Raw genomic sequence first — 22,987 nt, 5'->3', positions numbered from 1 at the left:
GGGCACGAGATATTCCCCTCTCACGCGGATCAGGCTCAGGCCGGCTGCGTCGTTATCCTGTCTGGAAACCTGTCACAATCTCCTGTACAACAGATTCGGCATCCTTCTTTGAACAGCGGACGGTAAGATCGGCATAGTTCTCGTACAGTGGCACCCGCTGATCAAACATATGGCGGAGGGTTTGCCCAGGAAGGAGGACAATACCCCGGTTTGTGATGTTTGCAAGGCGCCGTTTCATTGCGGCAAAAGAGAGCTCCAGGTACACGATCACGCCCGTCTTTTTCAGGTGTGCTATTGCCTTTGGGCTCATGACCACACTGCCTCCCGTGGCAATGACCGTACCGGTGCAGTTTAAGGAGATGATTGCTTTTTCCTCAGTTGTCAGGAATGCGACGGGGCCTTCATAGTCAAGGATTTCCTGGAGGATCCTGCCGGCACGATCCTGTACCAGAATGTCAGTATCGATAAAGCCCATACCGAGCGTCTTTGCCAGGATCACGCCCGTGGTGCTTTTTCCTGCGCCTGGCAAACCGATAAGGATAATGTTTTTCATGGGACTGTCGCTTCCCTCAAGGGAGATCGGATAAATGCTATTTCATTTTATGGCCTATCAAATGTAGTGAGGTGTACACTTGACCCGTTACCTGATCGATATCCGCCAGATGGGCCCGGTCATGCACCAGATCCATGCGCTTTCTGCCCGTCTCGAAGAAAAGTTCCCCATCCGGGACCGGCAGGTTGTCCCGCATATCACGCTTGCCGGGCCGTTTTCTACCAGGGATGAGGAACGGCTTATCCGGGATTTTACCCGGGTCTGCGAAAACCTGGCCGGGATTCCGCAGTACGGCGTTGGGGGATACGGGTTTTTTGATACATCCCGGGTCGTCTTTGTCACCATCATCCCGGATGACTGCCTCCGGCAGTTCCGGGCCACATTGGCAGAGGCGCTTCTCCCCTACTGCACGCTCCGTGACTACGATCGCGTGCCCGCAGAAGAATTTCAGTTCCACTCTACACTTGCCATGAAGCTGGACTGGCTGACATTCATGAGATTAAGATGGTATATCCGGCACCAGGAACCGGTTGTCCACAGTCCCCATCCGGTCCGGGTAACCCTGCTTAAGAACACCCGGATCCTCTGCGAATATGATTTTGCCCGGCACCGGATGCTCTCCGGGGCCCGGGCACGGAGCCGGGCTATGCTGATGCGGGACCGGGACAGCCTGAAGCCCTGGGGCGATGATCCCGGGATATAAGTGCAGCCTGATCTAAGTTTTCACTTTCACCCTCCGCGTGGCCGGCTCTTTATCATGCGCCCTGCAGCAGGGATCCGGTGCTATGCAGATCGAGATCCGCCGGGGCATTTTTCTCCAGCCCGGGAGTTTTGCCGCTGTTGTAATGCCCGAGCGGCAGATGGCAGCGGCCCTCAACAACACCGCGGAGATCCAACGGTTCCTTTTCCTGTATATCGGGGGCAATTACTCCCGGCTCCTGTCCGGTCTCCACCGCTCCTCAAAGAACCTTGAGATCTGCCGGGCGTTCACCGCCCACCAGTTCCTCGCGCTTGTCCGCGAGGCCGGCCACACAGTGATCTTTGTCGAGCACGACCCTGAACTGTTTACCGGGACTCACGGGATGCTCGGACCCGCGGCAGATGCACTTGCCGATGCCGGGCGGGAGTCGCTGGTAATCCTCTACACGCCGGTACCGGATCGCACATTCCTTGCCCTTGCCCGGAGGGCCGGCCGGTTTATTGAGATCTGTGCTGCTGAAGATCCGTCTCCACAATCCCCGGGCGTCCGCCCGCGCATACCACGGTCTTCCGGCACCGGCCAGCGGACCCTGGAGGTGTTGTAAACGAAAAGGGGTGAGGCAGATGCCCGACCGGAGGCAGGCGATATCGCAGGACGGTGGGCCCGGTCTGCCCGGGCGCTCAAAAAAAGAGAACGGCATTATGGAGAACAGCTTGCAGAACTTGTACGGCTGCATTCCCGAGCAGATTTTCCCGGCTGCGATGATACCCTTGAAGCCGTGGTCTTTTTGGCTCTTATAGAAATCCTCCGGCGCCAGGATGTGTTGAGGGGAGAAAAAGAGGGCCATGTGGATCCTTGATTCTGCGTACCGGGACGGTGGCGTAGACCTCTGGGTAAAGGAGGGGGGCACTGTACAAAAGATCCACACACCCTATGACCCGCCCTTTTACGTCTCTTTCCGTGATCCGACAGCCTGCCACGAGCTGATCGCAGCGCTGGAAACACAGTACGGGGCAGAGAAGTGCGCCATCCTCACGATATTCGGTGATGTCCCGGGGTATGCCATCCATGCGGGGCGGGATGTGGCCGAAGCGATCGAGCGGCAGGCGCAGTACGACACCGATCTTTTCAATGTGGACGTACGCCGCGATCAGCGTTTCATGGCAGAGCGCGGGATCGTCCCGTGCACCGGGAATGACGGGGACCGGTTCTCCCCTGATGTTGCGCACGATCTCACAATCCTGGAACTCCGTACCCGGGGCAACCCGGTCGTTTCCGCCCCGTCACTGGAGTTCGATCTGGAATGCAGCGGGGAAACCTGCAGGCTGGACGGAAAGGCCGGGGATGTGCTCGCAGACCTTGCCGGGCAGATTGCATCACATGATCCCGATATTATTCTCATGCCGGATGCCGATCTGGCCGTACCCGGTCTCCTTACCCTTGCCCGGCAGTACGGAATCACTGTTCCCTTTTCCCGGAACGGGAAGTACCGCAACCAGAGTGCACGGTCGTACTGGAGCTACGGGCGCATGGAACACAAGGGGGCGGCACTTGTCCCGGAGGGGCGCATCCTCATTGACACGGAGCAGTCGTTTGCATATCATGCCGGCGGACTTTCCGGGATGCTCATAGCATCCCGGCTTGCCGGCATCCCGCCCGGTCCGGCGTCCCGGCTTACGCCCGGGACACTGATTAGCAGCTACGAGATCCGGGAAGCCCTCCGTCAGGGGATTGCGGTGCCGTTTCGCAAGAACGAGCCCGAGCAGGTACGAAAGATCGCCGAACTCCAGGCCGCAGACCGGGGCGGTCTGATGTTCCAGCCGGTACCGGGGACATATGAGTCAGTGGATGAGATCGATTTTACGTCCCTGTACCCAACGATTATTGTAAATGAGAATCTCTCTCCTGAAACCCTTGGTCATAACGATCGGCCCGGGTTTTTGCCCGCCGTGCTTGATCCCGTGATCGGGTTGCGCCGTACCACAAAAAGGCAAAAAAAGACCGATCCCCGGCTGCGGGGCCCGGATGCGATCCTCAAGTGGATGCTTGTGACCTGTTTCGGGTACACGGGGTACAGGAACGCGAAGTTCGGGAGGATCGAAGTACATGAGGCGATCACGGCAGCATCCCGGGAGATCCTGCTCCGCACCAAGGAGATTGCAGAAGAGATGGGATTTACCGTCCTCCACGGGATTGTGGATTGCCTCTGGGTGCAGGGGAACCTGCCAATCGAGACGCTCCGGGAGCGGATCGAACGGGAAACCCGTTATCCCATTGATGCCGAACATTTCGACTGGATTGTCTTTTTGCCGCTGGCAGACGGCTTTGGCGCGTACAACCGGTACTACGGGAAACTGTCAGATGGGCACATCCGGGTGCGGGGAATTGCAGCACGCCGGCATGATACGCCACCATTCATAAAGGAGGTGCAGTGCCGGATGCTTGGTGTCATGAAGCGGGCGGCAACCATTGCGGAGCTGGAAGAGACAAAAGAGGAAGCAGAGCAGATCTTTCGGGAGGCGATTTTGGCCCTCCCTGCCGCAGACCCTCAACAGATGGCAATCGGCCGCCGGATCAGCCGGCTTGTGTACCGCCACCGCTGCCTGGAAGGAGCTGCCGTTCAGGCGTACCGTGACCAGGGGATCGAGCTTTCGCCCGGTATGCAGATCCGGTACGTGGTTGAGGATGCCCGGCATTACCGGGTGGTGCCGGCCGGGTCAGCGATCTCGTTTGATACCGCATTCTACCGGACGCTGCTTGAACGGGCAGGGGAGGAGATCCTTGCTGCATACCCGTCCGCAGCGCCCGGGAAGAAGATGCCTGTCAGGTCCGGTAACGTACCGGGCGTTAAAAAACCCGGGACAGGAAACGCGACACTGTTCTGACTAGGCCGGGGCCATGATTTTGCAGGGATCCGCAAAACCCATATATGGTACTCACGGTCAGATCAGACATAGCGGAAAGGACTCCATGGCATTTACGTATTTTTTTCGGGATTACCAGACCCTAGATATGATTCGTGAATACGTTCTCCCGGTGATCGGGAGCCGGAGATACATCAACATCTGGAGTGCCGGGTGTGCCATGGGCCAGGAACCCTACACCATTGCTATCCTTCTCAGGGAGAATATGGGCCAGATGATATTCCGAAACGTCCGGCTTTACTGCACAGATATCGATTCAAGCAACCTGTTTGCAAAAATTATCGAAGACGGATCCTATCCCCAGGTAGAACTCGAACGGATCCCAAAGGATATCTTTGCAAAATACTTTGCCCCGGATGAGAGCCGTGAAGGGTACTACAGGATCTCTGACGAGATCCGCAAGCGCCTGACCTTTGAACGAAAAGATCTCCTGACCTACGAGGCAGTCCGTCCCAACATGGGCCTGATTGTCTGCAAAAATGTGTTGTTGCATTTCACCGAAGAACAGCGGATTCGGGTCCTTAAAATGTTCTATGATGCACTTGACGACGGCTGTTTCCTTATTACCGAGCAGACCCAGAAGATGCCGCCGGAGCTTGGCGATCATTTCGAACAGGTTGTGGCAAATGCCCAGGTTTTCAGAAAAATCCCCGGACCGACATGAAAATACGCAACCTTTCCACCCGGGACCAGATCTATACGTCAAACGTTTACCTTGTGACCGGCACCCGGAATGCGATTGCTGACAAAAACACGCTGGTTGATGTCGGACGTGACCCGGCAATCCTTGAAGATCTTATGTCTGCATCTACCGGTGTAGGCAAGAAACGGGTGGAACAGGTGATCCTGACCCACAGCCACTACGATCATGTCTCACTGCTGCCGCAGATCCGGGAACTTTTCTCACCGGTGGTGTACGCAGCCGCATCTTCTCTTTCCGGGGTTGATGTCGTGCTCAAAGGGGGCGAACATCTCTTCCTTGGCGACCGGGAATGCGAAGTAATTCCCACACCCGGGCACAGCCATGATTCCATCTGCCTGTATTGTGCGGATGACGCTGTCCTTTTTGCCGGGGATACGCCGCTTATTATACGGAATTCCGATGCCACATATGCACCGGAATTTATCCAGGCGTTTGAAATGATCTGCAGCAGGAATGTTGCTGCAATCTATTTTGGGCACGGCCCGCCGCTTCTTACTGACTGTAACGCGGTCCTTGCCCGCTCACTTCGGAATGCAAAAGAAGAGTAACTGGCTTTCCCCAAAAAGGTGGGAATCAGATCGGCGGATCCTATAATGAAGGTTCCGGGAAACGATAGGCCCCTTTGGGAACAAGGATCTCAAAGCGAGCCCCTTTCCCATAATGACCGGTCTCTTTTATGGAAAGACCGGTAATGGACAGGATCTCTTTAACCAGGAACAGGCCGTAGCCGGTATTGTGGCCAAAACCCCTCTCAAAGATCTGTTCCTTATCATCAGGGGAGACCCCGGTCCCGTTATCTTCGTACAGGATAACAAGATCCTCGTCCCGGTAGGTATAACTGAGACGTATCTCTGAAACATTCCCGCCATGGCGTACGGTATTATCAATAAGGTTGGCGTAGACTTTCTCGATCAGGGAATCGGCATACTCTTCAAGGTTTGCGGTGTCTATAAAAACCGATATCCCTCCGAGATCGGTGGTCTCAAGGATATGCGCTACCGTTGCCTTTACATTGTACCATTGCGGCGGCTGGATCCCGATGCTCTGGTAGTCCCGGGTAAATGTGATCTGGCGCCGGATAGTCTCTGCAACGCTCTGCTCCCTTTGAACAAGATCAAGTATGGCCCGGTTGCTTTCTGCGGACTTTTTGGTGAGATCAAGATAAGCGAGCAGGGTGTTGAGCTGGTTGAGGATATCGTGCCGGGTCACGCTGTTTAAGAGCAGTATCTGTTTGGTGGCCTTACGGATCGCGTCTTCTGCCCGTTTGGTCTCGGAAATATCATGAACCACACCAAAAACAGCCTTTCGTGCCGGATCATATTCTGCAATGGACTGGACGTCTACTACCGTGCCATCCACCGGCCTCTGGATCCGGTATTCAACATTGAAGGGTTTATTCTCCCGGATCAGGTCCCTGACGGCAGCTCCAAGAACGGGCCGATATTCAGGAAGCGTGATCTGCCCGAGTTCGTCGAGGGTTGGTTCATTGCCGGAAATGCCGTACAGGGTTCGCATGCCCTCCGACACAAAGACCCTCTTTTCCTCATGGTAATATTCCCAGTTGCCAAAATGCGCCACGCCCTCAGCACGGCGAAGCCGACGCTCGTTCCTGGCCAGGGACTCTTCTGCCCGGGTGTGCTCCGCGATCTCTTTTTTTAAAGCAGTATTGGTCTGCTCCAGTTCCGCAGTCCGAAGCCGTACCTGTTCTTCCAGATCGTGCTGGTATTGCTTCATCTCTGTGATATCCTCAAAGATGATACCTGCCGCCCTCCCACCTTCCTCAAAGACAAGGGGAATACATTTTGTCCGGAAATACCGGATACTTCCCTCGTTCTCAAACCGGGTCTCAAATGCAGTCTCCTCTCCTTCCAAAGCTTTTGTGAGGGCTGCAAGGTGCTCACCGCCAAAATACGATGCAAGCGGGGAGTGCTCTATCCGTACTCCTTTGAGTGCCGCCTTGGTCTGGTGGAAAAAGGAGAGGAACGGATTGTTTGCCTCCTGGATAAAAAGATCCTGGTCAAGAATGAGGATAAGATCGGATGCGAGCGAGAGCAGGTTGGTCATCGGGAGACGCTGGGTGAGGTAGAAGAGCTTTGCCGGCCCCAGCGTCCGCATATCCGCCTGGCCGGAGACTACCAGGGAGGTCAGGTATTTTGCTGCGGTGGACCTGTTAAGCCCAAGCTTCTTTGAGACTTCCTCAATAGTCAGGCCCTTGGGATTGCCCTTTAATAACTCCCGGATCCGTTCCTGTTCGCTTTCCCTTTCCATACCTACCCTCCTTATCTCAAATATCGGTGCTCATTATTTATAAATATCATTAATGTGACTATTACAAATCATTGTATTCGACTAACTATTCTAAACGCTTTTAGTAATCATCATAAGTAGAAAATATTAAATATTATTGATGATTATTGTTATTTAGTTCCCAAACTGCTGAACAAAAGAGGGTATCCCGGCAGTCACAGAACTGGAGCAGAACATGTCAGGGGAAACACAAACTGTTCATCAGAACTCGATCGGCAGGGTCATACAGGGTCATTCTGTTGCTGCCGACCTGCACGCGTACTTTGGCGTGCTGGATGAACTCAGTACGAAATTTGACGACTACTGTACTCTTGGAGCATTTCCGGACTGCATACCGGAAAAGACCGTCAGCGTGCAGTTTCCTGCCAGAACTCAGGTTGGAGAACTGAGCGAGAGACCATGAGTCACATTGGGAGGGATACAACAACACAGGATCTCTGGGCCCGCTACATTTTCATGAAGGCTGCAGAGGCTCATGGAATCCCGGAACCGGGCCAGGAGAACCGGAAGGCAGTTCTCTTGGCCGGAAGCGGACACTTCCGTATCAGTCTTGCGTTTGTTGTAGCAGAATGAGGGGAGAGAAGAATGGAGAATTGTGCAATCACAGAATCCGGCTGGGAAACAACATCCGGCAGGATTGCGGATCCGGATGCAGTCCCGGACGGTATCGAGGTACGAACAAATATTGACGGCACGCTGGACTTTGGCCCGCTGCCGCTTGCGATGAAAGGAATCTGGTTATTCAACAATGGAGGGGAAAAAAATGACGTTTATTGATGAAATGAAACTGGGAAAAGAGTTCAACACATTGCTTGTCGATATAGAGCACATGTCGGACGCGCACGACAAAGGGGATATTGATGTACTTATACCGGTCGAAAAGTACCAGGGTTCGGCAAAGACCGCGGCCCAGTGTATCAACAACATGGTTAACGGGCACATCACGGTAAAGAAGAAGGCTATGGCAACTGTTGCCGAGTTTGCCAAGGGCAACTTCGAAGCACCGCTGGAGAAATTCCCGGGCAAGAAGGCGTTTATCAACGACAATATCGAACTCCTGCGCACGAATCTCAAGGCCCTTGTCGCAGATGCGAACATGCTCAGCAAGGCCGCAGTCGAGGGCAAACTTGATACCCGTGCTGATGCATCCAAACACCAGGGAGACTACCACAAGATTGTCCAGGGCGTCAACGATACACTTGACTCGGTCATCGGCCCGCTCAATGTAGCAGCGGAGTATGTTGACCGGATCAGCAAGGGAGATGTCCCGGCCAAGATCACCGACAATTACAACGGTGACTTCAACGAGATCAAGAACAATCTCAACCAGTGTATTGACGCAGTCAACCTCCTGGTAAAGGATGCAAACCTGCTCAGCAAGGCCGCAGTCGAGGGTAAGCTCGATACCCGTGCTGATGCATCCAAACATGAAGGCGACTTCAGGAAGATCGTTGAGGGCGTTAACCAGACCCTTGACTCGGTCATCGGCCCGCTCAACGTTGCCGCAGAGTATGTAGACCGGATCAGCAAGGGAGATGTCCCGGCCAAGATCACCGACAATTACAACGGTGACTTCAACGAGATCAAGAACAATCTCAACCAGTGTATTGACGCAGTCAACCTCCTTGTTGCAGATGCAAACATGCTCAGCAGGGCAGCAGTTGAAGGTAAACTCGATACCCGTGCTGATGCATCCAAACACCAGGGCGACTTTAGGAAGATTGTCCAGGGTGTTGACGACTGTCTTGACGCAGTGATCGGCCCGCTCAACGTTGCCGCAGAGTATGTAGACCGGATCAGCAAGGGAGATGTCCCGGCCAAGATCACGGACAACTACAACGGCGACTTCAACGAGATCAAGAACAACCTCAACCAGTGTATCGACGCAGTCAACCTCCTGGTCCAGGAAGCAAATATGCTCAGCAAGGCAGCAATTGAGGGCAAGCTCTCCACCCGTGCTGACGCATCCAAACACCAGGGTGACTTCAGGAAGATCGTCCAGGGTGTTGATGACTGCCTGGATGCCGTTATCGGTCCGCTCAACGTAGCTGCCGATTATGTAGACAAGATCTCCAAGGGCAACATCCCGTCAAGGATTACTGACAACTACAACGGCGACTTCAACGTTATCAAAAACAACCTCAACCAGTGCATTGACGCTGTCAATCTCCTGGTCCAGGACGCAAACATGCTCAGTAAGGCGGCAGTTGAAGGCAAACTCGATACCCGCGCTGATGCATCCCGACACCAGGGTGATTTCAGGAAGATTGTCCAGGGTGTTGATGACTGCCTTGACTCGGTCATCGGTCCGCTCAATGTAGCTGCTGATTATGTAGACAAGATCTCCAAAGGCAACATCCCGGCAAGGATCACTGACAACTACAACGGCGACTTCAACGTTATCAAAAACAACCTCAACCAGTGCATTGACGCTGTCAATCTCCTGGTTAAAGATGCAAACATGCTCTCGGAAGCAGCGGTTGCAGGAAAACTCGGGACCCGTGCCGATGCATCCAAGCACCAGGGTGACTTTAAGAAGATCGTTGACGGTGTTAACGACACGCTCGATGCAGTCATCGACCCAGTAAACGAGGCCATGCGCATCTCAGATGAGTACGCAAAGCAGAACTTTACCGCCCGCGTAAACGAGGACCTCCAGGTCCGCGGGGACTTTATCCGGTTCAAGAAATCCCTCAATAACGTGGGTATCCAGGTTTCTTCGGCACTCAGCAAGGTCAATGACCGTGTCAACGAACTTTCAGCGAGCGCCCAGGAAGCCAGCGCAAGCGCAGAGGAGGTCTCTGCCGGTTCAAACCAGGTGGCAAAGAACGCCGGTGCAGTCAGCTCGAATGCAGACAAGAGCGGGGAAGGAATCAAGCAGGTACTCAAGGCAATGGAAGACCTCTCAAACACGGTCCAGGAAGTTGCCTCCCGTGCTGATGCAGTTGCCCAGCTTGCCAAACAGTCAGAAGAACTTTCCCGGAAAGGTACCGATCTCGCAAATAAGGCAGACCGGGGAATGGACGGCATCACCAAGTCCTCCGCAGAGGTTAACACGATTATCCTTGATATCAAGTCCCAGATGGACAAGATCGGGGACATCGTGGTCCTGATTGCAAACCTGGCAAACCAGACCAATCTCCTTGCCCTCAACGCGGCAATCGAAGCAGCCCGCGCCGGTGAAGCAGGCCGCGGATTTGCGGTCGTCGCCACCGAGGTCAAGTCGCTTGCCGAGGAGTCGGAGAACTCCGCAGAGAAGATCCGCCAGATGATCGGTGAGCTCCAGAAGCAGACCCAGCGTGCAGTTGAGGCCGTGGAATCTGCAAATGATGGTGTCAGGGAAGGCAGCGGCGCCCTTACCCAGACCCTCGAGGTATTCAACAAGATTGTCACCTCGATCGACGACATCAACAAGAACATTTCAAGCGTAGCTGCATCCGCAGAAGAGCAGGCCGCATCAGTCGAAGAAGTTACTGCCAGTGTCACAACCGTAAGCACCTTGATCAGTGAGACCGCAAAAGAGGCAACCGACGCAGCTGCAGCAACCGAAGAGGCGTCCGCATCCATCGACCAGATCACCAAAGTCATCCAGAACGTGAACACCATTGTCGAGGATGTCAGTCACGAGATCGCAGGGTTTAAGGTCGATGCATCGGTACGGATCAGCGCAGACAGAGGCGCGGCATCGAACACAGCGAGCGCCCAGTAAGCCAACAGGAGGGAACAGATATGACAAAGACATCAGAAAACGGTAGTGGGGGATCTCTCTCCCCTTCCGCAATCCGGTCGCGGGCCGAGGCGTTACGGCGGGGAACAAGCGGCGCAGGAGCAAACACAGTCCAGGTCGTGGAGTTCCTGCTGGGTAAAGAGCACTTTGCCGTGGATCTCTTCAATGTCCGGGAAGTAGTCGAATACAAGACTATTACCCAGCTGCCGGATACACCGGCCTACATCAAGGGAATCATCGATCTTCGTGGGGAGATCACCACCATCATCGACCTAAAAGAACGGCTCAATATTCCGCGCAAGGAGGGTGCAAGCGATGAGAACTGCAGGATTATTGTCCTTGATGACAGCATCACCCGGTCCAAGACCGGCATTATGGTTGACAATGTTTCATCAGTCACCACGTTCGACCAGTCCGCAGTAGATACGAGCACCTCCTCAGTGGAACAGAACAACTCCGCAATTATTGGTATCATCAAGAAACGTGTCAGAATCAAGGACCGCGATGCAAACGAGCTCCTCATCCTGATTGACATAAAACGCCTGGTCTCGGATAACGAGGTCGGGATAGATCTTGCCAGTACCGCCCCGGAAGAGATTGCGGCATAAGCCAAAAGGTATGGGGAGGATGAGACGTATGGCAATAGTAAACGATCCCGGTGCAAGCCAGGGAAGCAGGGGAAGCGGCCTTACGGCCGCTTCTTTTGCGGGGCCGGACTCTCATGCCAGCCGTGCGATTTCAGTCCTGTACGTGGACGAATCACCCCGGCTCCTGGAGATCGTGTGCGAATATCTTGAGACTCAGGGAAACATGATCGTAGACCTCTGCCTGACCGTGGGCGAGGCCCTGGACAAGATGCGGTACATCGATTACGATGTGGTGATCACCGATTACAACTTTGAACACGGGGAAGGAATCAGTCTTCTTGAACAGGCACGAAAGGCCGGAAAAGCGGTACCTTTTGTGTATTTTGTTCTCTTCCGGTCAGAAATGCTGGAAGATGAGGCCCGGCAGTACGACAAGGTCTGGTTCGTAGAAAAATTATCCCCGGGTTCGCAGTCACCATTCCCTAACTTTTACCGGGCCATTGTCAGCGCTGTAGGTGCATTCCCGGAGAATGCCCGCCTGACTGGAAGTCCACAGCCCGGGGAAAGCGCAGTTGTGCGATTGCCCTAACCATTTTTCCCGGTTTCCCGTTCCGGCAAAACGACACGCGTTTGTTTTTTTCCGGGCACAGGGCCGGCCCATAAAAGATCCTGCACACTCAGCAACCGATACATTGTCCTTTTGGGGATCCGGACAACCGCATCATAAATTCCCGGTTTTGCCTGTAAATTCCCGATAACCGTACACCATATACGTGCTGTGGATCAGATGAAAAGGGATATAAAACGACGAGAGGAATATAAAAATGGCAAACATTAATCCGGAAAAATCGAGATTTTCCGGTGAGCGAGAACTCCATGTCCCCGGTGACCATTCTCTATGTCGATGATGATCCAAACCTCCTTGAGGTAGGCAGAATCTATCTTGGGAAACTGGGAGATTTCAAGGTAGATACCGCACTTTCCGCAAAAGTGGCGCTTGAAAAACTTGCTCTCCTGGATTACGATGCCATTATCTCAGATTATGAAATGCCTAAGATGAATGGCATCGAATTTCTCAAAGAGGTAAGGAAGGAATACCACACCCTGCCGTTTATTATTTTTACCGGACGGGGCCGTGAAGAGATCGTTATTGAGGCGATCAACAGCGGGGCAAACTCCTATCTCCAGAAGGGTGGCGATCCCGAGGCGCAGTTCACCGAGCTCGTTCACCGGGTCCGCCAGACCGTCCAGAGCAACAGGGCAGATCTTGCACTCCATGAGAGTGATGAAAAATTCCACAAGATCTTCAACAGCGTCAATGACGCCATTCACATTCATGAGATTGACGACAACTACCTGCCGGGGAAATTTATCGACGTCAATGATGCTGCCTGCCGGATGCTGCAGTACGAGCGGGCCGAACTCCTGACAAAGACGCCGCTTGATTTTGCCGTAGAAGAGCACAGCCGTCCACTCGACAAAATTGGGAATACTCTGAAAAACGAAGGAAATCTGATTTTTGAAACAGAACATATCCGGAAAGACGGCACCCGCATACCGGTCGAGATCCATGCACATGTCGCGCTCATGAGCGGGAAAAAAGTGGTTGTATCCGTCATACGCGATATCAGCGAACGTATCCGGGAAAATAAGATCCTCCGTGCTGAAGTCGAACTGACAACTGCCCTCCAGAAAGTCCGGGGGCTTACAGAAACCCTAAACATCTGTCTCTCGTTTGCCCTCGAAGCGTCCGGGCTTGATTCCGGTGAAATTTACCTTATCGACCCCTCTACCGGTTCCCTGGATCTGAATGTTAGCAACAATGTACAGGCCGAACTTCGTGTCTCTGTGGCCCAGTACCCCGCCGGCACCACCTTTACCTCTCTTGTCACTGCCGGGGAAACCCTGTTATTTTGCTGGCAGGCAAAGCGCGCCGGTTCATCCGGGTACCACGGCCGCATCCGGTGTCCGTGCATATGCAATAATCCCGGTAAACTCACAGGACCATACCATCGGCTGCATGGCACTCTCTTCCAGAGAGGGAGACGAGATCTCCTCCCATGCCCGGATCGTTCTTGAAACCATTGCAACGGTGATTGGAATTGCAATTGAAAAAGCGCGGGCTGATGAGAGGGGCAGGGCCAACGCAGTCAGGCTTGAGACCGCACTGGAGATGGGGAATCTTGCCTGGTGGGAGATGGAACTGCCGCAGGGTACGGTCAGGTTCGATGCACGCAAGGCAACGATCCTTGGCTATTCCCCGGAGCGTTTTGTCCACTATTCTGATTTTACCTCCCTTCTTCACCCGGAGGATTATGAACGAACGATGCAGGCCATGCAAGATCACATAACCGGGAAGGTGCCCCGGTACCTGGTGGACTACCGCATATGCGCTGCCGACGGGAGTTACCACTGGTTCCGGGATATCGGGGGAGTGACCCGGTCCAATCCCGACGGATCTCCGCAGATCGTGACCGGTATTGTAATGGATATTACTGCAGTAAAGGGCATGGAATCAGAACTTGCCAAGAAACACGAGGAACTCCAGGCGGCCTTTGCGCAACTGGCCGCAAACGAAAAGGTATTACAATGGAATTACGCTGAACTTGAAAAGAGCTCCACTGTCCTGGCAAGAAGAGAGGAAGAATTCCGTAACCTTTTTACCAATATGGAAGAGGGGCTTGCCACCCACGAACTGGTTGTCGGCACAGACGGGAGGGTTGCGGATTACCGGATCCTTTCTGTCAACCCGTCATTTGAACGGATCCTTGGCATCAGGGCTGCAGAGATAATCGGGAAGACCGGGAAGGAGGCATACAAAACGTCCGATTCCCCGTACCTGGATATTTATTCCCGCGTGGCCCGGACAAGGAAACCCGAGTCCTTTGTCACCTACTTCCCTCCCATGGACAAACACTTCCGGATCTCTGTATATTCCCCAAAAGCCGGGCGGTTTGCCACGATCTTCTCGGACATCAGCAAGGAGTTCCGGCAGGAAGAGGCCTTAAGAAAGAAAAATACGGATCTCGAGGCAGCATACGAAGAACTGACCGCAACCGGAGAGGAGATCCGCCAGAATTTCGAGAAACTGATAGAGAACCAGCATGAACTCCGGAAAAGCGAGGAGCGATACCGGCGCATTGTGGAGACTGCCCGCGAGGGCATCTGGGCCATGGACCGGGAATTCAGGACTACATTTGTTAACCGGCAGTTTGCAGAATTTCTCGGGTACCCGCCGGAAGAAATGATTGGCAGGGATATTTATTCGTATATCCCTGAAGATGAGCGGGTTGACCTGCGGCAAAAACTTGAAGAGAGAAAGATCGGCAAGGCCGGCTCGTACGAATGGCGATACCTGACCAAGAAAGGCGAGGTTCGGTGGGGTCTTGTATCTGCAACTCCCCTTTTTGCCGCGGACGGGACATTTGACGGCTCGTTTGCGATGGTTACCGACATTACGGCACAAAAAGATACGGAGTTTGCCTTAAAAGAAAAGAACGCCAGCCTCGAAGCTGCCTATGAGGAGATGACCGCAACCGAAGAAGAGCTTCGCCAGAACCTTGAAGAACTGGGCAGGAACCAGAATGATCTCCGGAAAAGTGAGGAGAAATTCCGGCGGATTGTGGAGACCACCCATGAAGGTATCTGGATGTGGGACCCGGATCTCAAAATCACTTTCGTGAATGCACGTATGGCGGAAATGCACGGATATGTGGAAAAGGAGATGCTTGGGCGGTGTATTACCGATTTTATCGATCCCGGCGACCGTCTCACATCCGATGCCGAGATCAAAAACCGTCGGCAGGGAATCAGCGGGCATATGGAACTCCGGCAGGTCAGGAAAGATGGTTCAGTCATCTGGGTACAAATAAGTTCTACTCCCCTCAAGGGATGTAACGGGGAATTTCTTGGCGCATTTGCCATGCTCACTGATATCACCGAACGGAAACGTGCAGAGATGGCACTGCGCCAGGCAAACCGGCAGTTAAACCTCCTCTCCAGTATCACCCGACACGATATCCTCAACAATATCACGGTCATCCGCAGTCACCTGCTCCTTGCCGAAGAGGCAGCTCATGAACCCTCGGAACGGGCGTTCTTGAAAAAGATCGGGTCTGTGACCCATTCGATACGGGACCAGATCGATTTTACCAAGGTATACAAGGATCTTGGCACAAACGAGCCCCAGTGGCAGGCGCTGGAAAAGGTCATTGCAAAACTTGCGTTGCCCCCGGGCATCTCCCTTCAGAATGAGACAGACGGCCTGGAGATCTATGCCGATCTGCTGCTGGAAAAAGTCTTTTACAACCTGCTTGACAATACCGTGCGCCACGGGGAAAAGGCAGACCGGGTCAGGATCACCTGCACAACAGCTTCCGAAGGTCTTGTGCTTTCCTGGGAAGATAATGGTGCAGGAATTCCTGATAAGAACAAAGAAGCGATCTTTGACAAGGGCTTTGGGAAGAATACAGGTCTCGGTCTCTTTTTGGTCCGCGAGATCCTTTCCATTACCGGGATAACCATTCGCGAGGCCGGGACACCGGGATCCGGGGCTCGCTTTGAGATTACGCTGCCGGGCGGGACGTTCCGGTTTGCCAATGCCGGTACATCATGAACGGGAACTGACCGGAGATAAAAATACTATGGGAATACACCGGAGCGGTCAGGGCCCGAATTTGTGGAACCTCGTTGTAATAGGTATTTTGTGCGAGATCGGGGATGCGGTTACGACCGCCGCTATTCTTGCCCATGGCGGTTCCGAGAAGAACCTGATCTTTGCACCGGTCGCGGCTCATCCGTGGCTGATGCTTGCGGTTAAAGTTATCAGTTTTGCAATAGCAGCCGGATCTCTTGCCTATCTGGGGATGAAACTGGATTTCCACTGGCGCAACGTGGTCGCCGGCCTTATGGTGATCATCATTATCGTATTTGGTGTGCTGCCGATCGTTTCCAATTGCTGGCAGCTATGGCTCTATCACAGTTCCGGATCCGGTGTGTTGCTGTGATCTCTTACAGGAACCAGTACATGAGTGAAACCCTGCCGGGCATTCCAGAACGTGGAGTCCTCAGGCTGCCTCCCTGCCGGACGGTTATGCTGCCGGTAGAATGAACGCCCCTTCCTGTCTCTGAAAAATCCGGGGATCGCTGATCAGGATGATAACGATCGATATTTCCCGGTACCAGAGAATTGCGGTGTCCGGTTCAGAATCATTATACGATATCGCTTCCCCAGAATGTAATAAGCAATGGCGGCCGCACGGATTCTGATCGTTGAAGACGAACGGCTGGTAGCAGAAGACATTAAGCTCACACTTCTTGGCTTTGGCTACCAGATCGCCGGCATTACGACCACCGGGGAGGAAGCGATCCGGCTCGCCCGTGATGCAACTCCTGACCTGATCCTGATGGATATCCATCTTGCCGGGACCATAAACGGGATCGCTGCCGCTGAAGAGATACAGAAGTTTTCTGCGGTCCCGGTGGTGTACCTGACCGCATTTGCCGACGAGAACATTACAGCGCAGGCCAAGATCACGCAGCCGTACGGCTATATCATCAAGCCTTATGATGAGCGCGAACTGCGCACGGTCATCGAGTTCTCCCTGTTCAAATCCCAGCTTGACCAGAAACTTAAGGAAAGCGAGGAGAAGTACCGTGCCCTTGCCGAGAACACCGCCGATGTCCTATTTGCGCTGGATGTAAACGGTATTGTCACCTACATCTCGCCGCACGTAAACAAGTACGGCTATCTGGTCGAAGATCTGGTTCTTGGAGGTTTCTGCGATTTTGTCTACCCGCAGGACAGGAAGATCGTGCGGGAGAATTTTCTGAAGGTTCTCTCGTGCGAACGGCAGGAAAGTACCGTGTTCAGGGTCGTGGACAAATGGGGGTACATTCACTGGGTGGAAGAGCGCAGCACGGTCAGGATGGATGTATACGGCAGGCCGATCGGGATTTACGGCACCCTCCGGGATATCACGGACCGCCGGCGGGCCGAAGAAAGTTTTGTGCTTGCCAATAAGAAACTCAACCTGTTAAATAACATCACCCGGCATGACATCCTCAACACCATCACCGGGCTTCTAGGCCTCATTGACATGTCTCTGGCAAGCAAAGAGATGGCGGAACGCGATGAACTGCTCCAGGAGATCAAAAATTCCGTGGAGATCATCCAGCACCAGATCTCCTTTACCCGGGAGTACCAGGAAGTAGGAGTGAATGCCCCGATCTGGCAGGAGGCAGAGGCAATCCTGCAGCGGGTTATCCCCGATTGTTCCCGGCCGGGAATTGCCATTGTCTCGCAGGTCAAAGGGATTGGGATCTTTGCTGATCCGCTGCTGGAAAAAGTCTTCTACAACCTGATCGATAACGCACTACGGTACGGAGGGGAGACTCTCACAACCGTCACCTTTTTCGAGCAGGTCTCCGATGAGGGGCTGATCCTTGTCTGCGAGGATAACGGCGCAGGTATCCCGCCGGAAGAAAAGAAGAAGGTCTTCGAGCGCGGGATTGGGAAGAACACCGGCATGGGCCTGTTTCTCACACGGGAGATCCTGCTGATCACCGGGATCACGATTCGCGAGACCGGGATCTTGGGGAAAGGCGCACGTTTCGAGATCCTGATTCCCAACGGGGCCTGGCGGCTTACAAAGACAAATGTGTGAGCCGTGGCCCGGTCATCCGGGAAGTGTAAGCGGGATATTGCGGGAGCCGGCTGATCCCGCATCCCCGCGATCAGGGAGTCCTGTTGCCCCGGGAGGGAAATCCCCCGGGTCAGATTCCCCGGTTATCTCGCAAAATACGCCCGTAAAACGTTCCTTTTTAGTTCGCGTGGAAAATAATCATTTTAAAGGCATATTTCACCAAAATACGCCCAAATTGAGCCGCATATAATGCCCATAATCGGGCAATAGCGGCCATCCGGCAGCGTTTATTTTCAGGATCGAACGAAAACCCATCCGGGCCTGAGATCGGGCCGTAAAACGCGTTTATAAGGACGTTTTATTTCGTCCGATTGACAAAATACGGCCTATTTGCGCCCGGATTAAAACGGAGCCCAATACGGGCTCTTACGATGTCCAAAAAGGGGTCATCCGGGCTCAATACGGGCCCGGATTAGGGTAAGTCAGATAGGGTGGATCGTGGGGTGGGACCTGGCAGGCCTGCCCCGGTTATCCTGTCCTTACGACGCCGGTGATCATTCCGAAACCAGCGATGATCCTACCTTATTCATGGCAGTGAGCAGATCTTTATGTTCGTGCGCCGGTTTCTCCCGCATGCCGGCAATCACAACTACATCTTTGACATCGAACTCCAGCATCCGGAACATTTTTTTCGTGTAATCGAAATACTCACGGAACATTCCGGGATCCGGATTTCCCTGAGTGAACACAAGAACCAGCTTTTGTTTTGTAACTTTTTCTTTGTAATGCGGTGAGAATCGCGGAGAAATTTTCGCAAACAACCGGTCGGTGAATATCTTTGCCTGCGCACTCATCTGCCCCATGTACACCGGTGAGCCAAGGATAATGGCATCGGCATCATCAAGTGCGTCATAGAGTTCCTGCATGTCGTCATCGATTACACAACCCCGATCGCTCCCATCGTGACAGCAAAGACAACCCCTGCACGGGCTGATATCCAGATCGCTGAACGACCATGACCGGGTTTCCGCGCCCCGTCCTTTCGCACCTTCGAGTATTTTGTTTACGGCCCAGGCGGTATTGCCCTCTTTGTGCGGACTTGCGATAATTCCGATGATTTTCATGGTCTCTCCTATTATTTCTGGCCGGGCTCATGGGATAAAGAATTGTCATCGGTTTTGTCCGGGCCTGGGAAACGGAAGTGTATGAGCGGCTGAAACAAAACGATGCCAGACGCGCAAAACGCCTCGTCGGGTTTTGCGCTACGCACTTACCGGGATCCCGATGCGGGATCAGGTTCGGTGGATGGGACTATGAGGAGAATGGAGCGGGCGCACACACGCACTTGCCCAGCGAGGGCCCGACGAGGCGCCCGAGCGACTCCGAGCAAAGCGAGGAGGGGGTGGGATCGTTTTACCAAATGTTCTTTGGCCGCTCCCAAAATTTGTCTCCCGCCATTAAAGAAAAACTGAGAGAAAGCTGGGTTATGTCTAGCTCGGTACATCCACCCATCATCTCGACAGAGAATCTGATGAAGATAGAATTATTCGGAATAATCCTACGTGAAAATAGGAGTTGAAATGAAAAATCATCTCTAAACTTCTACAAAGGTTTGAAGTATCTAGTTATTATAATCCTAATTTAGGATAGATACCATTATGGATAATTACACTAGTCTTAAACCAAAAATTGATCATTTAGCGAAAGATGCGTTAATAATTGAGAATGAGATCCAACATTTATTTATATCTATTCGAAATCCAAAAAAATCTCCAATTACTAGTGAAAAATGGAAAACTCTTGATCGAGATCGTACTGAATATCATAATTTCATAATTAAACACTATGAGTTTTGGTACACCTATTCTCATTTTTTGGTTCAAATTTTATATGAGGAAAAGGAACCTGAATTCAGAGAATTACATGATGGAAAAATGATAGATTATACGGGACCAAATTCCATATTGGATAAAACGATTGTTACAACAAAAGTTCATACTTTTTACGGAATATCAGATTTACTCCAATTTAATGAAGAGATTAGATGTCAATACGATCCGCAATCACTAGCACAACAAATTCTTGGATTATTCTCTAAACAACAAGGTATTGTTCTTGCATTATTAGAAATATCCCTTTTATTGCCGTACAAAAAAATCCCCGAGAAGGAAATTTTTGAATCTCAAATGAAAGAATTCCAACAGCCAATAATTAATATCAACAACACCGGTATCTTTAATAATGAAATGATTCTTCCCATTCAATCATTTTATGCGGCATGTGATTTTATTGAGAATAAAATTGAGGATAGAGTTAAGCAGGAAGAATTAAAAACGAAAGTAAAGGAATTTCAAGGTTTAAATAATAGACAGAAATATTTAGAGAAATACCAACAATTTGTTAACATTCTGGCCGACCATTTCACTCTTTTATATCCTGTTGTAGTATTTTTGATGCAACAGGTACCAAAATAATTGCGTACAAATGTTGGGATTTTCTCCAATTTTTTTTTAAAGTATACATTATAATAAATTTGAACATTGTCATAATCCGCAACGGGTGACACAATCAAATTGAAAAAACAACAAACCAGAAAGCATCTGCTCTCCCTTCAAACCCACAAAACAAGAAGTGCGCCGATCGGGACTCGAACCCGAGTTTAGGCGTTGGCAACGCCTAGTGATAACCACTACACTATCGGCGCAGTGTGCTCTACAATGTGGGTATTCTTACCATTTAAGTATATCGACCTGTGGGTGCCCGGAACAGGCAGGATCGGCAGGCGCTGCCCCGGAAGCCGGGCCGGGGCCCGGCTGGTTTGCTTAGGAGATTCGCCTTCACTTCTCCACTTCATCCCCTCACCCGGATGCAAATGACAGTCCTCAAATACGGCATCGCTCTATCATATTGATCAATGATTCCACTTTTTGTGGAGTGTGCAGGTAAGCAGATTGTCGTGTTCGGCGGCGGGGAAGTGGCGGCAAGGAAGGCCGCTCACTTCTCGCAGGAGGCCGACGTGCTGGTGGTGAGCCGGGCGTTTACACCCTCGGTCCGTGCCCTGCCGGTCCAGATTGAGACGCTCGATACCCGGGAAGCGGACGATGCAGAGCTCCTGCGGTTTATCGGGCCGGCGTTTCTGGTGATCGGTGCGCTGTCCGATAAGGCCGAGAACGACCGGATCGGTGCGCTCTGCAAAGAGCATGGCGTGCTCTTCAATAACGCTGACGGGAAGCCGGGCGATGTGGTGATCCCGGCAATATCCGCGGGAGAGTTTTACACGATTGCAGTGAGCACCGCAAGCCAGAGTCCCGCGGTCTCCCGGTTTATCCGGCAGGAGATCGAGAAGCGTTACCCGGCGCTCGATGCGATGGTGGCACTCCAGCACCGGCTGCGCGAAACCCTGAAGGAGCGAATGACCACGCCCGAGGAACGGCGCCGGATCCTCTGGGATGTGCTCCGCGACAAGACGGTCTGGACGCTTCTTTCCGAATCGCCGGACCGGGCATGGGAGCGGGTGAGCGGGCGGTATCTCAATGAGTAAGCACCCGTCAAGATTCGCCGTGGCCGGCGTCAGTCATCATACTGCGGACGTCCTCGCCCTTGAAGCCTTCCGGTTCGGGGACGAGCCGGCCTTTCTTGCCGCGGCACAGAAGAAGTTTGCCGGCGCCCTGCTCCTCCAGACCTGCAACCGGGTGGAAGTGATCGTGGAAGGCGATGCAGCCTCGCTCCGGGATTTCCTCGAAAGCCAGGAACGCAAAGGGTTTTTCCTGCTCGAAGGCCGCGAGGCCCTCCGCCACCTCTTCTCGCTTGCCGCAGGCATTGACTCGATGATCGTGGGCGAGGACCAGATCATCGGGCAGCTCAAAAAAAGTCTTGCCGATGGTGAGGCCGCCTGCACGGCAAGCCCGTTTCTCTCGCTCTGCATCAACAAGGCTGTGCATGTTGGTGTCGGGGTGCGCCGGACCACAAAGATCAACCGGGGCGCAGTCTCGGTGGGTTCTGCCGCAGTCCTCCTTGCCGAATCCGAACTCGGGACACTTGAAGGCCGGCACATTCTTGTGGTGGGGAGCGGGGAGATGGGCCTCCTGGTGGCCCAGGCGCTTGCCGCAAAACACCTGACCGCGATGTATGTCGCCAACCGCACCTTTGGCCGGGCGGTAATACTTGCAGAGAAGATCGGCGGCGTGGCCGTCCGGATGAACGAGTTGTACCATTACATCACCCTCTCGGACGTGGTGATCTCCTGCACCTCGGCACCGCACCCGGTCATCCATAAGACAGCACTCAAAGAAGCCATGCGGGACCGGTGCTGGCCGGTGGAGGGCCACCCACGTCCGCTCATTCTCGTGGATATTGCCCAGCCCCGGGACGTGGAGGAGGGCGCCGGTGCTATCGATGGCGTCCGGCTCTTTACCATCGATGACCTGCGGCAGGTAAACGAGCAGACCATGAGTACCCGAAGGGCAGAGGCAGAACGGGCAGCGGAATACGTGGACGACGAGCTGGATCTTTTTATCCGCCAGCTGCACCGGAAGTCTGCCGATGACTGTATTGCCGCACTTCATACCTGGGCAGAAGCAGTGCGTGTGCGTGAGCGGGACCGGGCGCTTGCCCGGCTCGGGAACATGGATGAGCGGACCGCCGGGGTAATCGATGATCTCTCCCGGGTGCTCACAAAAAAGATCCTGACGGATGCAACCGCCTCGATACGGGCCTGTGCTGAAGAAGGAGACCGGGATGCCGCAGAGGCGCTTGTCAGGGCCCTGACCCGGGGCAGTGCGGCGGATTCCCGGGAAGGTACGGAGTAGCTGGCGGGGGAAGAACATGATTGCTTGCTGTTTC

General features: G+C 53.3%; 20 protein-coding genes, 1 tRNA gene and 1 pseudogene. 18 read left to right on the top strand and 4 right to left on the bottom strand.

The window, feature by feature from the left end; all coding sequences use genetic code 11:
• Nucleotides 1-52: 52 nt before the first annotated feature.
• Nucleotides 53-553 carry a shikimate kinase gene (locus MBOO_RS06565; RefSeq protein WP_012106806.1) on the bottom strand — a complete coding sequence of 167 codons (501 nt, stop codon included), beginning with the start codon at nt 551-553 and terminating at the stop codon, nt 53-55.
• A gap of 79 nt (nt 554-632) precedes the next feature.
• Here MBOO_RS06565 and MBOO_RS06560 point away from each other — a divergent pair, with 79 nt between their 5' ends.
• The 5 genes from MBOO_RS06560 (at nt 633) to MBOO_RS06540 (ending at nt 5,428) form a co-directional block, all read left to right on the top strand.
• Complete coding sequence (locus tag MBOO_RS06560; protein WP_012106805.1) at nt 633-1,256, top strand: 2'-5' RNA ligase family protein; 624 nt, start codon at nt 633-635, stop codon at nt 1,254-1,256.
• A gap of 82 nt (nt 1,257-1,338) precedes the next feature.
• Nucleotides 1,339-1,857, top strand: a complete 519-nt coding sequence (locus MBOO_RS06555; RefSeq protein ID WP_012106804.1) for a hypothetical protein — start codon at nt 1,339-1,341, stop codon at nt 1,855-1,857.
• A 241-nt stretch (nt 1,858-2,098) separates the two neighbouring features.
• A complete protein-coding gene (locus MBOO_RS06550) occupies nt 2,099-4,138 on the top strand; it encodes a type B DNA-directed DNA polymerase (RefSeq protein WP_012106803.1) in 2,040 nt (679 codons plus the stop codon).
• 85 nt (nt 4,139-4,223) lie between these two features.
• Nucleotides 4,224-4,841, top strand: a complete 618-nt coding sequence (locus MBOO_RS06545) for a CheR family methyltransferase (RefSeq protein ID WP_012106802.1) — start codon at nt 4,224-4,226, stop codon at nt 4,839-4,841.
• Entirely contained in the window at nt 4,838-5,428 is a 591-nt protein-coding gene (locus tag MBOO_RS06540) for an MBL fold metallo-hydrolase (RefSeq protein ID WP_012106801.1), read from the top strand. Before MBOO_RS06545 ends, MBOO_RS06540 begins: the two co-directional genes overlap by 4 nt.
• 40 nt (nt 5,429-5,468) lie before the next feature.
• Here MBOO_RS06540 and MBOO_RS13050 read toward each other — a convergent pair whose 3' ends face one another.
• On the bottom strand, nt 5,469-7,148 hold the full coding sequence (locus tag MBOO_RS13050; protein ID WP_012106800.1) for an ATP-binding protein: 1,680 nt from the start codon (nt 7,146-7,148) through the stop codon (nt 5,469-5,471).
• Between the two features lie 214 nt (nt 7,149-7,362).
• Here MBOO_RS13050 and MBOO_RS06530 point away from each other — a divergent pair, with 214 nt between their 5' ends.
• The 10 genes and pseudogenes from MBOO_RS06530 (at nt 7,363) to MBOO_RS13040 (ending at nt 18,166) form a co-directional block, all read left to right on the top strand.
• A complete protein-coding gene (locus tag MBOO_RS06530) occupies nt 7,363-7,590 on the top strand; it encodes a hypothetical protein (RefSeq protein ID WP_048068346.1) in 228 nt (75 codons plus the stop codon).
• Nucleotides 7,587-7,760: a hypothetical protein gene (locus tag MBOO_RS13880; protein WP_157677622.1), complete on the top strand. Its 174-nt coding sequence runs from the start codon at nt 7,587-7,589 to the stop codon at nt 7,758-7,760. Before MBOO_RS06530 ends, MBOO_RS13880 begins: the two co-directional genes overlap by 4 nt.
• Nucleotides 7,761-7,772: 12 nt before the next feature.
• Nucleotides 7,773-7,964 (top strand): hypothetical protein, encoded by a 192-nt coding sequence (locus MBOO_RS06525; protein ID WP_048068345.1) that lies wholly within the window; start codon nt 7,773-7,775, stop codon nt 7,962-7,964.
• Nucleotides 7,951-10,896, top strand: coding sequence for a methyl-accepting chemotaxis protein (locus MBOO_RS06520; protein ID WP_012106797.1), 2,946 nt, complete (start codon nt 7,951-7,953; stop codon nt 10,894-10,896). The genes MBOO_RS06525 and MBOO_RS06520 overlap by 14 nt, the downstream gene beginning before the upstream one ends.
• Nucleotides 10,897-10,916: 20 nt before the next feature.
• Nucleotides 10,917-11,522 (top strand): chemotaxis protein CheW, encoded by a 606-nt coding sequence (locus MBOO_RS06515; protein WP_012106796.1) that lies wholly within the window; start codon nt 10,917-10,919, stop codon nt 11,520-11,522.
• A gap of 28 nt (nt 11,523-11,550) precedes the next feature.
• A complete protein-coding gene (locus tag MBOO_RS06510; RefSeq protein WP_012106795.1) occupies nt 11,551-12,090 on the top strand; it encodes a response regulator in 540 nt (179 codons plus the stop codon).
• A gap of 287 nt (nt 12,091-12,377) precedes the next feature.
• Nucleotides 12,378-13,139, top strand: a pseudogene (locus MBOO_RS14225) (response regulator); the annotation flags it as partial.
• Between the two features lie 172 nt (nt 13,140-13,311).
• Complete coding sequence (locus tag MBOO_RS13045; protein WP_083756188.1) at nt 13,312-16,116, top strand: PAS domain S-box protein; 2,805 nt, start codon at nt 13,312-13,314, stop codon at nt 16,114-16,116.
• A gap of 28 nt (nt 16,117-16,144) precedes the next feature.
• The gene (locus MBOO_RS06495; RefSeq protein WP_012106792.1) at nt 16,145-16,507 is read left to right on the top strand and encodes a DUF5658 family protein; all 363 of its coding nucleotides are present in this window, start codon (nt 16,145-16,147) and stop codon (nt 16,505-16,507) included.
• Nucleotides 16,508-16,747: 240 nt separating this feature from the next.
• A complete protein-coding gene (locus MBOO_RS13040) occupies nt 16,748-18,166 on the top strand; it encodes a response regulator (protein WP_012106791.1) in 1,419 nt (472 codons plus the stop codon).
• 533 nt (nt 18,167-18,699) lie between these two features.
• Here the strand turns inward: MBOO_RS13040 and MBOO_RS06485 are convergent.
• On the bottom strand, nt 18,700-19,269 hold the full coding sequence (locus tag MBOO_RS06485) for a flavodoxin family protein (RefSeq protein WP_012106790.1): 570 nt from the start codon (nt 19,267-19,269) through the stop codon (nt 18,700-18,702).
• Between the two features lie 534 nt (nt 19,270-19,803).
• Here MBOO_RS06485 and MBOO_RS06475 point away from each other — a divergent pair.
• Nucleotides 19,804-20,619, top strand: a complete 816-nt coding sequence (locus MBOO_RS06475; RefSeq protein WP_012106789.1) for a hypothetical protein — start codon at nt 19,804-19,806, stop codon at nt 20,617-20,619.
• Nucleotides 20,620-20,777: 158 nt separating this feature from the next.
• Here MBOO_RS06475 and MBOO_RS06470 read toward each other — a convergent pair.
• Nucleotides 20,778-20,849, bottom strand: a tRNA-Gly gene (locus tag MBOO_RS06470).
• Nucleotides 20,850-21,059: 210 nt separating this feature from the next.
• On the opposite strand from MBOO_RS06470, the gene MBOO_RS06465 reads away from it, so the two are divergent.
• Nucleotides 21,060-21,686 (top strand): precorrin-2 dehydrogenase/sirohydrochlorin ferrochelatase family protein, encoded by a 627-nt coding sequence (locus tag MBOO_RS06465; protein ID WP_012106788.1) that lies wholly within the window; start codon nt 21,060-21,062, stop codon nt 21,684-21,686.
• A complete protein-coding gene (hemA, locus tag MBOO_RS06460) occupies nt 21,679-22,953 on the top strand; it encodes a glutamyl-tRNA reductase (protein WP_012106787.1) in 1,275 nt (424 codons plus the stop codon). The genes MBOO_RS06465 and hemA overlap by 8 nt, the downstream gene beginning before the upstream one ends.
• Nucleotides 22,954-22,987 lie beyond the last annotated feature (34 nt).

The sequence above is a fragment of the Methanoregula boonei 6A8 genome (assembly GCF_000017625.1).
Lineage (GTDB): Archaea > Halobacteriota > Methanomicrobia > Methanomicrobiales > Methanospirillaceae > Methanoregula > Methanoregula boonei.
Note: the sequence above shows the minus strand (reverse complement) of the source record. Positions and strands in the feature narration are given on the sequence as shown.